The sequence below is a fragment of the Candidatus Moraniibacteriota bacterium genome, assembly GCA_016699795.1.
In the GTDB taxonomy this organism is placed as follows: Bacteria; Patescibacteriota; Minisyncoccia; order Moranbacterales.
The window spans coordinates 33354-49004 of the sequence record CP065011.1 but is presented as its reverse complement, the minus strand read 5'-3'; the positions used below and the strand labels follow the sequence as shown (position 1 = coordinate 49004).

14 protein-coding genes and 1 pseudogene are annotated in these 15651 nt (G+C 35.3%); 10 read left to right on the top strand and 5 right to left on the bottom strand.

The features are described from left to right. Positions 1–2: 2 nt before the first annotated feature. The 6 genes from grpE to IPN70_00215 all read left to right on the top strand — a co-directional run bounded on the left by grpE (position 3) and on the right by IPN70_00215 (position 7449). Positions 3–887 carry a nucleotide exchange factor GrpE gene (grpE, locus tag IPN70_00240; GenBank protein ID QQS61352.1) on the top strand — a complete coding sequence of 295 codons (885 nt, stop codon included), beginning with the start codon at positions 3–5 and terminating at the stop codon, positions 885–887. 81 nt (positions 888–968) lie between these two features. Continuing rightward, the gene (locus IPN70_00235; protein ID QQS61351.1) at positions 969–1382 is read left to right on the top strand and encodes an Hsp20/alpha crystallin family protein; all 414 of its coding nucleotides are present in this window, start codon (positions 969–971) and stop codon (positions 1380–1382) included. Between the two features lie 144 nt (positions 1383–1526). After that, positions 1527–3437: a molecular chaperone DnaK gene (gene dnaK, locus IPN70_00230; protein QQS61350.1), complete on the top strand. Its 1911-nt coding sequence runs from the start codon at positions 1527–1529 to the stop codon at positions 3435–3437. A 242-nt stretch (positions 3438–3679) separates the two neighbouring features. Then, positions 3680–4987 carry a DNA recombination protein RmuC gene (gene rmuC / locus IPN70_00225; GenBank protein ID QQS61349.1) on the top strand — a complete coding sequence of 436 codons (1308 nt, stop codon included), beginning with the start codon at positions 3680–3682 and terminating at the stop codon, positions 4985–4987. A gap of 14 nt (positions 4988–5001) precedes the next feature. Beyond that, entirely contained in the window at positions 5002–6003 is a 1002-nt protein-coding gene (locus tag IPN70_00220) for a response regulator (protein ID QQS61348.1), read from the top strand. 21 nt (positions 6004–6024) lie between these two features. Then, positions 6025–7449, top strand: a complete 1425-nt coding sequence (locus tag IPN70_00215) for a VWA domain-containing protein (GenBank protein QQS61347.1) — start codon at positions 6025–6027, stop codon at positions 7447–7449. Positions 7450–7603: 154 nt separating this feature from the next. On the opposite strand, the gene efp is transcribed toward IPN70_00215, so the two are convergent. Genes efp through IPN70_00195 form a run of 4 tightly spaced genes read right to left on the bottom strand, consistent with a single transcriptional unit; the run spans position 7604 to position 9576 of the window. Beyond that, a complete protein-coding gene (gene efp, locus IPN70_00210) occupies positions 7604–8161 on the bottom strand; it encodes an elongation factor P (GenBank protein ID QQS61346.1) in 558 nt (185 codons plus the stop codon). Positions 8162–8197: 36 nt separating this feature from the next. Beyond that, positions 8198–8398, bottom strand: a complete 201-nt coding sequence (locus tag IPN70_00205) for a 30S ribosomal protein S18 (protein ID QQS61345.1) — start codon at positions 8396–8398, stop codon at positions 8198–8200. Positions 8399–8431: 33 nt separating this feature from the next. Continuing rightward, on the bottom strand, positions 8432–8947 hold the full coding sequence (ssb, locus tag IPN70_00200; protein QQS61344.1) for a single-stranded DNA-binding protein: 516 nt from the start codon (positions 8945–8947) through the stop codon (positions 8432–8434). 29 nt (positions 8948–8976) lie between these two features. Continuing rightward, positions 8977–9576, bottom strand: coding sequence for a 30S ribosomal protein S6 (locus IPN70_00195; GenBank protein QQS61343.1), 600 nt, complete (start codon positions 9574–9576; stop codon positions 8977–8979). Positions 9577–9875: 299 nt separating this feature from the next. Here IPN70_00195 and IPN70_00190 point away from each other — a divergent pair, with 299 nt between their 5' ends. The 3 genes from IPN70_00190 (at position 9876) to IPN70_00180 (ending at position 14036) form a co-directional block, all read left to right on the top strand. Beyond that, positions 9876–11483, top strand: a complete 1608-nt coding sequence (locus IPN70_00190) for a hypothetical protein (GenBank protein ID QQS61342.1) — start codon at positions 9876–9878, stop codon at positions 11481–11483. A gap of 168 nt (positions 11484–11651) precedes the next feature. Further along, the gene (uvrB, locus tag IPN70_00185; GenBank protein QQS61341.1) at positions 11652–13613 is read left to right on the top strand and encodes an excinuclease ABC subunit UvrB; all 1962 of its coding nucleotides are present in this window, start codon (positions 11652–11654) and stop codon (positions 13611–13613) included. 219 nt (positions 13614–13832) lie between these two features. Next, complete coding sequence (locus IPN70_00180) at positions 13833–14036, top strand: hypothetical protein (protein QQS61340.1); 204 nt, start codon at positions 13833–13835, stop codon at positions 14034–14036. Between the two features lie 158 nt (positions 14037–14194). Here IPN70_00180 and IPN70_00175 read toward each other — a convergent pair whose 3' ends face one another. Further along, positions 14195–14479 carry a hypothetical protein gene (locus IPN70_00175; protein ID QQS61339.1) on the bottom strand — a complete coding sequence of 95 codons (285 nt, stop codon included), beginning with the start codon at positions 14477–14479 and terminating at the stop codon, positions 14195–14197. Between the two features lie 549 nt (positions 14480–15028). Here IPN70_00175 and IPN70_00170 point away from each other — a divergent pair. Continuing rightward, positions 15029–15628, top strand: a pseudogene (locus tag IPN70_00170) (hypothetical protein). Positions 15629–15651: the final 23 nt, after the last annotated feature.

The window sequence follows — 15651 nt, the reverse complement described above, 5'->3', positions numbered from 1 at the left end:
ATATGGATAAGAAAGAAGAAAAAATTAAAGAAGGAAAAGGGATGATGTCTCAATGTTTTATTCAGGGTATTATTGTGAATGAATTTGGAAATATTCTTTTTGTTAAAGAAAAGGAAGGGAATGTTCCTTTTGGTATACCTAAAGGAAGCGTAAGCATCGAAGAATCTTTTGAAGAATTTTTCGTTCAAAAAATTTACGAAGAAATGAATATGCGAGTGAGTGTTGAAGATAAATTGTCTTTTTCTTTTACTACCGTAGAGGGTGAAAAATATCTTTCTTGTATTTCTCTTTTTTCTCTCAAAGATGAGGTAGATGAGATTGAAAATGAAACTCATAATAATGAATACAAATGGTTTGATCTTTCAAAAGCTTTAGATATGGAGCTTGAAAAAGATAGTAAAGATGCAATTCTTTCTTATAAAGAATATAAGGAAAGTAAGGAATCATTACTTGGATGGAGGCGTTGCTTGGCGGATTTTGAAAATTTTAAAAAGCGACAAGAGGTATACGGAAGAGAAATTTCTGTTCGTGCGGTAGAGGATGTGGTTTTAAATTTTCTTCCCGTGATCGATAATTTTTCATCTTCAATTGTGCATGTTCCCAAAGATCATGAGAATGATCCTTGGGTTACAGGAATAACCTATATTCACAAACAACTCGAAGGAGTACTTCGTGAAATAGATGTAGAAGAGATTGAAGTGAAAGAGGGAGATGTGTTTGATCCAGAGATTCATGAAGCGATTGAAAATAGGGGAAATCTTGAATCAGAAAAAGAAAGTGAAGAAGAAAAGCAAGAATCCTCTATTATAAAAATTTCTAAAATTATTCAGAAAGGATATCGCTTTAAAGGAAAAATAATTCGTCCGGCTCGAGTAGCTGTTTTGTAAATATCTCGAAAGTTAAAAGAATTTCTTTTGTACTAATAAATGTAGAGAAGAAAGAATGTAAAGAAAGGGGGTGAACGAAGTATGAGAAGACAAATAATGCATTGGCAACCCATCATGGATCTTGATCGAATTTTTGATGAAGATAGATGGTTTTCCGGAAGTTTTTCTCCAGCTATGGATGTTTATCAGGATGGTGATAATGTTATCGCCAAAGTATCTCTTCCTGATATTGAGCCAAAAAATATTGAAGTTTCAGTGGAAAATGATGTACTGACGGTTTCTGGAGAAACTCGAGAGAAAAAAGAAATTAAACACGAAGATTATTATCGAAAAGAAATTCGTGAAGGAAGTTTCTCTCGTTCAGTCGTTCTTCCCATGAAGGTAAAGAACGAGAAAGTAAAAGCCTCTTATGAGAAAGGAGTTCTCACTATTACTATGCCCAAAGCGGAAGAAGTAAAGCCGAGGAGAGTAGCTATTGAGACAAGGGAAGACTGAGTATTCCTAACACTGCTTTGTTTTCTTGCAAAGCGGTGAAAAGGAAAGCGACAGTTTTCCAAAATTAAAATGGTAAAGAATAAATAATTATTTGTACATCAGGAAGAAATTTTTCAAAAAAGTTTTTTCTTTGATTAAAAAAATATGGCAAAAATTTTAGGAATCGATTTGGGAACCACTAATTCCGCTATGGCGGTTATTGAGGGGGGAAAGCCTGAAATCGTCGAGAATAAGGAAGGAAATAGAACTACCCCATCTATGGTAGCAATATCAAAAACGGGGGAGCGACTTGTAGGACTTCTTGCAAAGCGTCAAGCAGTTACGAATCCCGGGAATACGTTATTTAGTGTGAAACGTCTTATTGGTGGGGATTTCTCAAATGAAGAAATTCAAAAAGATATTAAAAATCTTCCTTATAAGGTAGTAGGGTCTGATAATGGTGGAGTGAAGGTTTCTATGAGTGGGAAAGATTATACTCCTCAAGAAATCAGTGCTATGATTTTGCAAAAGCTCAAAAGTGATGCTGAGGCAAAACTTGGAGAAACTATTACTGACGCAGTAATTACTGTTCCTGCATATTTTGATGATGCTCAAAGAAAAGCAACAAAAGAAGCTGGAGAAATTGCAGGACTTAATGTGAAACGAGTAGTAAATGAACCTACAGCTGCCGCACTTGCATACGGATTTGATAAGAGAAAAAATGAACAAATCGCTGTATATGATCTGGGTGGTGGAACGTTTGATATTTCTATTCTTGATGTAGGAGATGATACTATCGAGGTAAAATCAACTCATGGAGATACGCATCTTGGAGGAGATGATTTCGATCAACGTATTATTGATTGGATTTTGAATGAATTTAAAAAACAAGAAGGTATCGATCTCGGAAAAGATCCGCTTGCTCTTCAGAGAATTAAAGAAGCTGCAGAAAAAGCAAAAATTGAACTTTCTACCGCGATTGAAACTGAAATTAATCAACCTTTTATAACTTCTGATGCGAATGGTCCTAAACATCTCGTAATGACTCTTAAGCGAGCAAAATTAGAAGAACTTGTGCATGATTTGGTTGATAAAACACTCGAACCAATGAAACAAGCTCTTCAAGATGCTGGTCTTGGCGTGAAAGATATCGAAGAAATTGTTATGGTGGGAGGAATGACTCGAATGCCTCTTGTCCAACAAAAGGTAGAAGAATTTTTTGGGAAAAAACCTAATTCAAGTGTAAATCCTGATGAAGTTGTAGCAATAGGAGCTGCTATACAAGGAGGTGTTCTAGCTGGAGATGTGAAAGACGTTCTTCTTTTGGACGTAACACCTCTTACTCTTGGAATTGAAACTATGGGAGGTGTAGCCACTCCTTTGATTGAAAAAAACACAACTATTCCCGCACAACAATCACAGACATTTTCCACAGCATCTGATAATCAACCGAGTGTAGAAATTCATGTTGTACAAGGAGAGCGTCCAGTCGCCTCAGATAATAAATCATTAGGAAGATTTATCCTTGATGGTATTCCTCCTTCTCCTCGAGGAATTCCTCAGATCGAAGTTACGTTTGATATCGATGCTAATGGAATATTGAGCGTTACTGCTAAAGATAAAGCAACAGGAAAAACGCAATCTATAAAAATTGAAGCTTCTAGTGGGCTCACAAAAGAAGAAATTGAACGAATGAAAAAAGATGCAGAATTACATGCTGAGGAAGATAAGAAAAAGAAAGAATTAGTAGAAGTGCGAAATTCTGCTGATACACTTATTTTCGTAACGGAGAAAGCTATGAGAGATGCAGGAGATAAGGTTTCAGCTGAAGAAAAGAAGCCCGTAGAAGAAAAAATTGAAGAATTGAAAAAAATTCTTGGAGATGAGAAATCTGATGTTGAAGCTGTGAAGAAAGCTACACAAGAACTTTCTGTTACAGCCCAAACCATAGGAGAAAAACTCTACAAAGTGGCTCAAGAAAAAGAAGCCCCCGCATCAGATGTTCAAGAGGAAGAAAAAAAATCTGAAGGAGAAGATGAGGTGAAAGATGCCCAAACAGAAGAGAAAAAGGACTAAATATTCTTTTGAATCTCAAAGGAAAAGAGCCTTTCAAAGAAAATTGAAAGAAAACTTTTTGCTAATACATTAAAAAGTGAGCACATTACGTGCTCACTTTTTTTGGAAAATGTATGTAGATTACTTCATCATACGGATAAGAATGGTTTCTGAAAAGGTTAACGTTATTACTATAATTTTTGCAATGAAAAAGTATTCGGAAGGTGTATGTTTTTATGGTATACTAAAAAAAATGAAAAAATATGGAAAAATATCTTCTTTTTGGAAATGTATTTATTGGCGTAGCCATTCTTTTCTTTCTATTTAAAAAAAGTTCCGAAAAAAATGAGAAAGAAAATTTCTTTTTGGATCGAATGGATCGAATGGAAAAAAGTATTCTTTTACTTCTTAGACAAGAATCGTATCAAGGTCGTCAAGAAATGTCTCGAGGAAATCAGGATTCTCGTGAAGAATTGAGAGATATTTTAAAAGGCATTTCCCAATCTCAAGGAGAAGGCCTTGAACGTTTTCGCAAACAACTTGCTGAGCTTATCGAAAAAAATGAAAACAGAATGGAAGATATCCGTAAGGTTGTAGAAGAAAGACTTCTTATTCTTCAAAAAGATAACGCTGAAAAACTTGAGAAAATGCGACAGACAGTGGATGAAAAACTTCATAATACTTTAGAGAAACGTCTAGACGCTTCATTTGTAAAAGTTCAAGTTCAATTAGAATCTGTTTATAAAGGACTTGGAGAAATGAGAACACTTGCTCTGGGTGTGGGGGATCTTAAGAAAGTTCTTCAAAATGTAAAAACTCGAGGAACATGGGGAGAAGCACAATTGGGAAATCTTCTTGCGGATATTCTTACTATTGAACAATACGATATAAATGTCGCTACAAAACTAGGATCGAATGATCGAGTTGAATTTGCTATAAAAATTCCAGCAAAACGTGAAGATGGAAAGTATGTTCTTCTTCCTATAGACGCTAAATTTCCTTTGGAGGATTATCAATTATTGGTGGATGCTTCGGAAAAGGGTGATTTAGAAAAGATTGATTATTATGCAAAACAATTAGAAATACGTATAAAAAGTGAGGCCAAGGATATTCGAGATAAATATCTTGATCCTCCAACTACTACTGACTTTGGTATACTTTTTCTTCCTAATGAAGGATTATATGCCGAGGTTCTTCGTCGAGGGGGCTTAGCTGATGTGCTTCGTCGAGAATATCGTATCGTTGTTGCTGGTCCAGCAACAATTGCAGCTTTTCTTAATAGTTTACAAATGGGATTTCGTACCTTGGCGATTGAGAAACAATCTAGTCAAGTATGGGAGCTCCTAGCTACAGTAAAGAAAGAATTCTCTGTTTTTGGTGATATTTTGGATAAAACACATAAGAAGCTTCAAGAAGCGAGCAATGCTATTGAACGAGCATCTTCGAAAAGTCGTACTATTGAAAAGAGGCTAAAAAAAGCTCAAGAACTTCCTTCTGAATGTTTAGAAGAAACTAATAAAGAATTTTTGCAAGAAGAAAGAAACTCAAGTATAATAAATGAAAGGAGTTAATAATGTATACAAATATGAAAATAAAAATACGAGTTCTTGTTGTAGATGATGATCGTTCTACTTTGGAAATTTATCAGGAATCCATGACATTAGCGGGGTTGGAGGTTACTACAGCTTCCAATGGAACAGACGCTTTTTTACTTTCTCAAAAGCACCATTTTGATGTTGTCTTTACTGGAATAGAAATGTCTGGTATGGATGGGTTTTCGTTGATAGAAAAGATACGCTCAGAAATGAGAGAAAATACCCCATTCTTCATCATTAATAGCCATATTGACCGTGATGAAGATAGAAAACGATCTCAAAATCTTGGTATTGATGGATATTTTGTTCGTGGGTTTTCAGCTCCGATAAAAGTTGTACAGCACATTAAAGAGTTGGTGGCTAACAAAAAACAAGAAGTTTCTTATACAAAAGAACAATTTGAAAAAGCTGTTAAGGAGGAGGTTTCTCGTAGAACTTCCTATCCAAAACAATCAACACGAAAAATTATACTTTTTTCTGCGATAATTTCTTCTCTTTCTACTGTTATCATTCTCGTTCTTTTCTGGTGGATATTTCTTGAAGTGTTTTCTAAGAGCGTTAAAGATGAAAAAGAATTTCCGATAGTTCCTCAAAATGTTGAATCTTCTACTTTTCAAAATGAAGAATCTATTCAAGAAGAGCCTATTGTGGGAACGCTGAGTGGTACTGTAATAGGGAAAGATATGGATGCAATTAGGGTTAGTGTTGATAGCAATGGTGATGGTGTGTATACAACGGTAAAAGTAAATACCGGAGATTCTCAAAAAAATGGCATTACTAAGACTTTGGGTACTCTGCAAGAAGTCGGAGGACAGACAATTTTTAAAGAAACGGGGACAAAAAAGATTGGTTTTCAAGAAGTGGCAGAAGGAGATAGTATAGCCTTTGTTCTTTCGGGTGATGTTTTTGTTTCAGAAGTAGAATCAGGAGAAGCTGTTTTGGTTGCTGAATCAGTATTTGTTGGCCCTCCAGCAAAAGATATAAAAGAATAATTAATGAAATTTTATACAAGTATGAGAACAATAGGAGTGGCTTTCTTCTTTTCCTTCCTTCTTTTTTTGGGAGGATTATATTCTTCTGTTCAAGCTGCTTCCCCGGCAAATTGTGGGGCATTATTTCCCAACGTCAAGCATGAAATTAGTGGGAATACATTTTATATTGGAGATACTATTCCAACAACTTTTTCTTTTCAAGTAACGGGCGATGCTAACACTGAAGATGGAGGAAATGTGGATGTCGTTTTTGTTATGGATCGATCTGGTTCTATGGCTTGGCCAGATGCTTCGGGAAAGATCAAAATAGATGCTGCAAAAAGCGTTCTCAAAGAGGCTGTTGATATGGTTGCAAAAGACAAAAATGGAGGAAGTAGAGCTAGTTTAGTGACTTTTTCATCAGACACAACATTGGATTATGGATTATCCGAAAATTTTCAAGCAGTAAAAAATTCAATTGATAGAATTACTGCAGTGGGAGCTACCTCTATCGGAGGAGGTCTCCTTACGGCGGGAACTCATATGAATTCAAATGGAAATCCAGATTCAAATAAATTTATTATTTTGGCTTCAGATGGTGCTCATAATACAAACCCACCAATAAGTGCGGGTATAAATGCAGTTCCAAGCGATGTAACGGTGTATACCATAGGTATTACTGACAGTGGTACTGAATTTAATAAAGAAAATCTTGTAAAAATTGCTACCACAGCAGGAACAGGAAAAGGTTTTTATTCACAAGGAAATGCAGATGATCTGAAGACTATTTTCGAAAATATTTTTAGAGAAATTAGAAAGCCATTTTTGATGGAAGATATATCAATAAGTTTCCCAGCAGAAGAAATATATGTAACAGTAGTAAGTGCAACTCCTCGATGGAATTCAAAAATTGGATCTCTTCTCACTTGGAATAATTCTTCTCCAGATATGAAATCTGGAGATTCTCGAACATTCACCATTAATTATACGGCTATAGGTGAAATAGGAGCTCCTGGAACAGTTCTTTCTGGTCCGTCTATAAGGCTAAACTATACTCTTTTTGGAAATTCTTGCACAAAAGATATTCCATTTACAAAACAAGATAAGGTTATCATTGAGAAGAAAAGTCTTGTCCTCAGGTCAGGAAGTGATTGTAATGGATCATTTTTTCCTGAAAGTAAAATTCTTGCCATAAAGGATTCTGCTGTAATGACTGTATGTGATAGCTCTACAGGACTTCCTGCTGAAGGGGTTGCTTGGACAAATTCAAAATCTTCTTGTTTAAGCATGTCAGCAGGAACATCTTCGACAAGAATAATTACAAGCGTTCAAGATAAATGTTCTGGAACAATAAGAGTAACAAAAACAAATTATAATCCTGACTCTACAAAGCTTCTCTTTCTTAAATACCCTCCAAAATCAGGTAATGTTAATGATGATGAGATTTGGAAAGAAATACAACCCTAAATTGGCATAGAGTGTTTTATAGCAAAAAATCCCCTTATTAAAGGGGATTTTCTACGTAGAAGAATCGTATTGTTAATCTTTATTTTCTCTCATAGTTTTCTAAATTTTGTAATAAAAGGAGATCAGTGAGAGAATAAAAAAATAAAAAAGATATTTAGGCTCGAGAAACGTAATATCCTGTTTGGGTATTGATAATAACCTTATCTCCTGATTTTACAAAAAGAGGAACGGTGAGTGTTGCACCAGTTTCGAGCGTGACAACCTTATCTCCACCAGAGGCCGTATCACCTTTTATTCCTGGAGGCGCATCAGTTACTAATAGCGTTACTTTTACAGGAAGTTCAACATTGATAGGTTGACCATTCCATTGAAGAATATCAACCTCAGTTCCTTCTAGAAGAAACTGTTTAGAGGTTCCAATAGCTTCTTTGGGGAGGGAAAATTGTTCATAGCTTTCCATATCCATAAAATTGAGATTCTCTTCCTCAGTATAAAGATATTGAGCTTTTGACTTGGAGATATCAGCCTCGTCTACTTTATCAGCACCCTGAAATGTCTTTTCAATAAGAAACCCGGTAATGAGACTTTTGAGCTTCGTTCTCATAACAGCACCCGCTCTTCCCATTTTAGAATGTTCGTTGGTAAGTATAGTATAGGGTTGATTATCAACTATAATATTTTTACCCGCTTTGATTTGTGAAAGTGAAAGCATAGGTTTTTGATTTGTAGTAAAAAACAATTACTCTTTTTATCTTGTTGTAAAAGGAACAAGTGCCATAATACGAGCTCTTTTTATTGATGTCGTGAGACTTCTTTGGTGTTTTGCGCAGGTACCATGTTTTTTGGGAGGATAAATTTTTCCCAAAGAGTTCATAAAGCGTCTAAGAAGATAGGCGTCTTTATAATCAATAGTATCGATTTTATTGGAACAAAAATAACATTGTTTCATAGGGGTATAGCTAAATTAATGAGAGAATAAAAATTAAAAAGGAACATCTTCGATCCGGATATCATCTTTTTCATCATCAAGATTGATAGTTGGGATTTCTTCATCTCTGGGTTTATTTTCTTCAGGTCTTTTAGCTCCTGTTGGGGCACCCTGATTCGAATACGAAGGCGTCTTCTCTGAAGAAAATGATTGTCCTGTTGCGGGTCGAGGGGCGGAGCCTTGAGGCCTGGATCCCATTTGCATATTCTCGACGATTATCTCGGTAACTTTTCTTTCCACATTATCTTTTCCTGTATAAGATCTACTTTGAAGACGTCCTTCAAAATAACATTCTTGACCTTTGGTTAGATATTGACCAGCAATTTCTGCTGTTCTTCCCCAGAGAGTGAGATTGTGAAATTCTGGTTTTTCTTGTTTTTGGCCATTTTTATCAGTCCATGTATAGGTGGTGGCAAGTCCTATGGTGCCAACTGATTGACCTGACGATGTAGAGCGGATTTCCGGATCTCTTGTGAGTCGTCCGACGAGCATAACTTTGTTGAGATTCATATGTTTATTTCAGACTACTAAAAGCTGGTTTACATGTTGAGAATTTCGTCGAGTTTTTCATCTATTTCTTTTGTAGTATCATCCGAAATAGGTTTACTCTTAGGCATATCCTCTTTTTCTGATGGTGTTTTTTCAGGAGTAGATTCTTCTTGTTTTTCAATTTTAATAAAAGGTTCTGAAGAAATAGGTTTCTTTTCTAAGGGTTTTTTCTCAAATTTTCTTCCACTAACATTTTTAGATGCTGATGATTTTGGTTCTTGAGAATGTTTGAGTTTCTCTTCTTCTTTTCTTGATGAAAAATCCTTGAGAGAGGGAAGTTCGTCAGCTCGAACGATAATATGACGAAGAATTTCCGGCATGAGATTGAGTTGTTTTTGGAGAGAAGATATGGGTTCTTCTGTATCATTTTTTCCTAAAACAATTTCTTTTTCAGGCATTTCAAATCTTCGAGCTATAAAAGTTCCACGAGTAATATGTTTGATAGGGTAGGCGAGTTTTCTTCGATTCTCCCATCTTTCCTCAGAAAGAATAGCACCACGACTTGTAAGTTGGTCTTCAACTGTTTTGCTGATAACTTCGAGGTTAGCCGTATCAGGCTCCCCAATGAGATAGAGTATTTCGTACCGCATAATGATTATTGTGCTTATCTATTTAAGAAACATGTTTTTAAAAAATAAAAACGACGCAAGAAAACCTTTTGCGACGGCATATGATCATCTAATCCTATTATTTAAAAACAGGCGAGATAATCAGAGGACTTTCTTGATTGGTCTTAATTTAGCATACGCACGGGAAAAAGCAAGGGGATGACATTTTCTATTTCAAAGCGTCAAACACTTGCTGAAAAATAATTTTCCTTTTATACTCAGCACGGCTCATTTTTGGATGAGTATATATACCCTCAAACATTTTTTTGGGAGATAGTTTTTTGAAAAACATACCACGATACATTGAAAATTTTGCTTCTCTTTTTGGGAGGACTATTCAATCACCTGAGATTCAGTATCTTCGTTTTCTTATAGAAGAATTCGTGAGAACAAGAAATGCGAGAGTGGCAGATTTTGAATCTATCGGAATGCAAAAGGTGGATTCAATCATTAGAAGGATTTTCTTTCTTCCTATCGAATCCGTAATTCCAGTATTCTGTATTGACGGGAGAGTTCTTTCGGAAACAGTATTTGGTTTACCCTTTGTTTCTTTTCGAACTCCTGCAGCAGATATTTCGGATGCTCTTTGTAGACAAGATGGTAGTTTCTTCCTTAAAGAAGGAGATTTTACTCAAGAAATTCTTGAGCGTGTTGAGCGTTTTGGAAGAGCTTTTGTGATTCTAGATAGTCATAGTTATTGCGCTGCAAAAGGAGAAGAAGAAATTTTGTCTTGTGGAGTTTCTTCTCTTGATAATGGACTTTTTCAGGATGTTTCTCGAAAGAAATTGATTGCGGATGCTATACAAGATTTTTCTCGGAAGAAGTTTGGTCCGAAAGAATCATGCAAGATATCTGTTATCCAAGTATCTTTCGATGTTCGATCAGGATTCTTGTTCATGGGATTAGAACAACCTCTCGTACTTTCTGACCCGCGTGTTGTCCATGAAGGTTTCACAGACTCCGTTTTAAAAGAACTTTCTCGAGAAGGAAAAATCCTTTCAACAGAAGTTTTTGCAAAAAAAGAGGACGGATTGTCTAAATTCATCACGGAGGAAATAAAAAGGAATATTGGTACAATCGATTTTGATCGAGACTATGCTGAAAGCATGTTTCGACTTTGGGGAGGAATTTCAGAGCCTGGCTACGAAATGCTTCTCGCTGTTTCGAGAGATCTTTGTAATGTTCTTTCTCAAGAGATGTCTCTAGAGGAATTTCGTTTACGATCTTTCCTCCTTCTTGCTAATGGTGTTTTGGGTTTATTGCTCAATAAAAGAGGATCGTATCCATATCAACACCACAGTGAAAGTGTCGTAGTGATAACCAATCGAGCCCGAGGCCCGTATGAAGCAGCTCTACCTTTTCCGGTAAATGAGTGCTCTAACGGAGGAATTTTCACTCTTTCTTTTGTTGTAGGGTTTGCGGCTTCTATTATTCGAGCCAATCGAAAGAGGTTGCATTTTCCAGAAGGGGAGAGACGAATGATAAATGAGAGTTTCGGTGAAGATATCACTCGACTGATTAAAAGTCCTGTTCCTGTTTTTATTTCAGAACAGATACCGGAAGATGTTCCGGAGAAGATTCTTCAATCGCTTTCTCATTTTGAATGGAGTGTTCCTCAAGAGTGGGCTGATATGACTTTCGAGGAGTTGGAGACTTTCATTCGAAAGAGTATTCCCAAAATTCCTCAAGAGATAATAGAGAGTATTGATCGTCTTCGGATTCGGGCATTAAATTTTTATCGTCCCGGACTTTCGACTACGAGAAATTTTCTTTCTGGTCAGCTTGCGCTGGTTTCAACGCTTCGAGCTCAAAATGGTCAAATTTTAGCGACATTTCCTTTTCTTCTTTCTGGATATTCAAAAAAATATTTGAAAGAGAGATGTGAATAAATCTTTCTGAAAAAGAAAGAATAGTCCTCGAGGATTCTTAATCTTCGAGGATTTTTTTTAAGAAAATTTTAGAAAATCTTTTTAAAATTGAATACCATTTCCTTGTTTTTTAGAAACAAGTCTTTTATAGTAACAAAATAGGCTTGAAACAATTCGGAACCAAAAACTATGCAGTTTGAACTTTCTACACATTACACACCCTCTGGTGATCAACCGAAAGCGATACAATCGCTTATTTCTGGTATAAAAAAGGGTAATCGATTCCAAACACTTCTTGGAGTTACAGGATCAGGAAAGACATTTACCATTGCTAATGTTATTCAAAAAATTCAAAAACCAACATTAGTTATAGCTCCAAATAAAACACTTGCTGCACAACTTGTTTCTGAGTTCCGTATGTTTTTTCCCAAGAATGCTGTGGAATATTTTGTTTCTTATTATGATTATTATCAGCCTGAGGCATATATTAGTGTGACTGATACGTATATCGAAAAAGAAACTCAAATTAATGAAGAAATAGACCGACTTCGACATAGTGCTACGGCGGAGGTGTTGAGTCGAAAAGATGTTATTGTTGTTGCTAGTGTTTCCTGTATTTATGGCTTGGGAAGTCCAGAATTTTATAGGAATAGCATGATCGATATTAGTGTTGGTGAAAAGTTAAATAGAGAAGATGTTTTACGACGTTTAGTAGAAATGCAATATTCTAGAAGCGAATTTCTTGTTCGAGGAGCTTTTCGTGTTCGTGGAGAAGTTATTGAAGTTATGCTTCCTAGTCATGAAACGATAGTGCGAGTTTGTTTTGATGGAGGAATTGTCCGAGAAATTGTGGAATATGATTTTTTAACAGGAGATATTATTTCCAAAAGAGATCGTATACTTTTTTATCCTGCCAAACATTTCGTAGTTCCTGATTTGGTTATGAATGATGCTCTTTCGGGAATTGAAAAAGAATTAAAAGAACGAATTGGATATTTTGAGAAACATAGAAAATTTCTTGAAGCGGAAAGAATAACACATAGAACGAAACAAGATATCGAAATGCTTCGAGAAATTGGGTACTGCTCTGGTATTGAAAATTATTCTCGATATTTTACAGGAAGATCTCCAGGGGACCCACCTTTTACTTTGGTGGATTATTTTGGAGATGATTATCTTCTTGTTATTGATGAATCTCATGTAAGTGTTCCTCAGATTTCAGGTATGTATCACGGAGATCGTGCTAGGAAACAGAATCTTATAGAATATGGTTTTCGTCTCCCAAGTGCTTTGGATAATAGACCCCTTCGATTTTCAGAATTTGAAGATCATATTCATAATGTTATTTTTACGAGTGCAACACCCGCTGTGTATGAAAAAGCTCATTCTGAGAACGTCGTAGAACAAATCATTCGACCAACAGGACTTATTGATCCTGAACTTATCGTTCGTCCAACCAAGGATCAGGTTCATGATGTTATGAAAGAAATTGTCAAAGTAACAAAAAGGGGTGATCGTGTTCTTATAACAACACTTACAAAAAAAATGGCGGAAGATCTTTCCGAATATTTGAAAGAAGATGCAATTAAGGCTGAGTATCTTCATTCTGGGGTAGATACGCTAGAAAGAATAAAAATTTTGGAAGACCTCCGTAGAGGAAAAATAGAAGTACTTGTAGGAGTTAACTTGCTTCGTGAAGGTTTGGATCTTCCTGAAGTTTCTTTGGTTGCAATACTTGATGCTGATAAAGAAGGCTTTCTTAGGAGTGAAACAGCACTTATTCAAACAATAGGAAGATCAGCAAGAAATATTCGTGGAAGAGTTCTTCTTTACGCGGATAAATTAACAGGATCTTTGAAAAGAGCTATCGATGAAACAAATCGTCGAAGGAAAATTCAACAGAAATACAATGAAGATCATAACATTACTCCAACGACAATTAGTAAGGAAATATCATCAATAGTAGATCATGAAATTGCCCCAAAAATTCCCAATGACACTTTGGTTTTTTCTAGTCAAAAAGAGTTATTGCGACATATTTCTCAGAAAGAAAAAGAAATGAAAGAATCCGCAAGACGAATGGAATTCGAAAAAGCCATGCTTCTTAGAGATGAAATTGTGGAATTACGAAAACTAGCCAAGAAATTTTAAAACTTCTTTCTATTCCCGTTTTTGATAGAGATGTTTTATAATCCCTAGTTTAATTTTTGAAAAATTTGTTAATGTAGAGCTTAAATTTTGAAACGTTGACCAGTGCTCATACAACTTCTTTCTTTCGCTGAGAATGGGGATAAATTTTAACTTTTGAATTTGACTTTTTTGGGTATTCTCTCTACTATTTTTTTACCCTTTACAAAGAGGAGAATACTCGTGATTGAAGAATTTGATCAAAATACCTTTCCTGATAAAGATCATCATTTGGAAGTGAAACCAATCATTTCAATGAAAATAAAGAAATCTTTACCCTGGGGAGTGTCTGATAAAAAAGGTCCCTCGGAGCCACTTTTTAGAGGTTCCCCTATGTCGCAAAAAGACATATTTTCTATGAAAAGACCCACTCTATATCGTCAATAATAAGAAGATACTATCTTCTTATACAATAGCCCCTTACATGAAAAAGTAAGGGGTTTCTTTTTTTAAAATAAAAATAAATAGCTATTTCATTCTTGCCTAAATAAAAAAGCCACTTTGTAAAAAAGTGGCTTCAAACAAAGAACGTTTAGATTTTAACTTTAATTTTCATGATCCCAAAATTCTTCTATGGTTTCATCCGGATGGAGTATTCCATAATCACAACCATACGATTCCTTTATAAAAATAGAAAGATTGGCATTATCTTCCCATTGTAAGAGAACGTCACCGGTGATTTTTAAAGATATAAGTTCTATATGTACGACATCTTCTGGATATTCTTTGAGAAGGGGAAATCTTTCAAGATCTCCAGAAATGCAGTCCCTGATAATTTCTCGAATTTCAAGAATCATTATTTCTTCTTTTATTTCTAAAGATGTAATCATTTTTTACTTCTCCTTTTTTTAAAAAGTACTCTTGTTGAAATTTCAACAAGAGTATAGAAACACAATATGTTATTTTTGGCAAGTATTGACAAAATATTGATACTATATTATTTTCTTGTGTTACAAGAAAAATGTAACATATAGGCGATGAATACGTTTCTTTTCATAAAGAGGAGAGAGTCATGAAAGTTGTAGGAAAAAAACAAATCGTTGAGAAGATCCTCAACGACGAACTCTTCGAAGTATCCGAGGAGACTAAGGAGCTCGAAAATTCTTGGGAGTTTTCGAAAGAGGCTGATAATAATCGGGACAATCAGACATCTTAGGGATTAGTAGATTAGTAGTATAACAATCAAAAAAGCTCAACATAATAATGTTGAGCTTTTCTATTTTCTAATGAATTTTTTTGGATTTGATGAAATTAAAAAATAATGTTTTTTAGATTTTTATTGAAAAATAGGTAAATTTATTTTTTCTTGAATAAAAGAAATCTTTTGGTATATGATAGGTACGTTCTTTGGTTCTTTTCAAAAGAGGTTTTCTAGAGCAATGGCTAATACAATGAAAACTCCCGTGATTCCTGGAAGTGCATTTGCTGAAATTCTTGAAGAACTTCATGCACATGCTTTCGAGGGATCTCCTGGTGAATCCGACCCATTCGTTTTAACCTTCCTTGAGCGTGAATACATAGCGTATGTACTCGCTTTGTACTATTAATGTTCTCATTGTCAGAAGTATCACAAACGATCTATAGAAAGAATTTTTCTGAAAGAAAATTCTTTACAACAGTGGGGATGGGTTGATGAATTGGCCAAAATAACCCTCTTCCTTCGTATTTCTCGCGTTAATATTTCGGATACCGAATGGCGCCGATGGAGGATATCATGGAGGAATTTTTCTCAGCGAATAGATAAGCGACATCCGGGAATTGCTTGCTTTATAGCCTATGCAATAGGTATAGCACGTGCTGATAAAGACCTTATGGATATGGCATTCGAGTCGATTTCAGCGAGGTATATAAAGAAAGAAATACTTATAAATGTTATCAAAGATATTGATCGAGTTACGATTTTTATGAAGGCAGCGACCTCGAAAAATCGAATTGATGACATTATATTTGGTCAACTGGAGTCTATCAAAAATAAATAGGAAATAATCATTTTTTACTGACC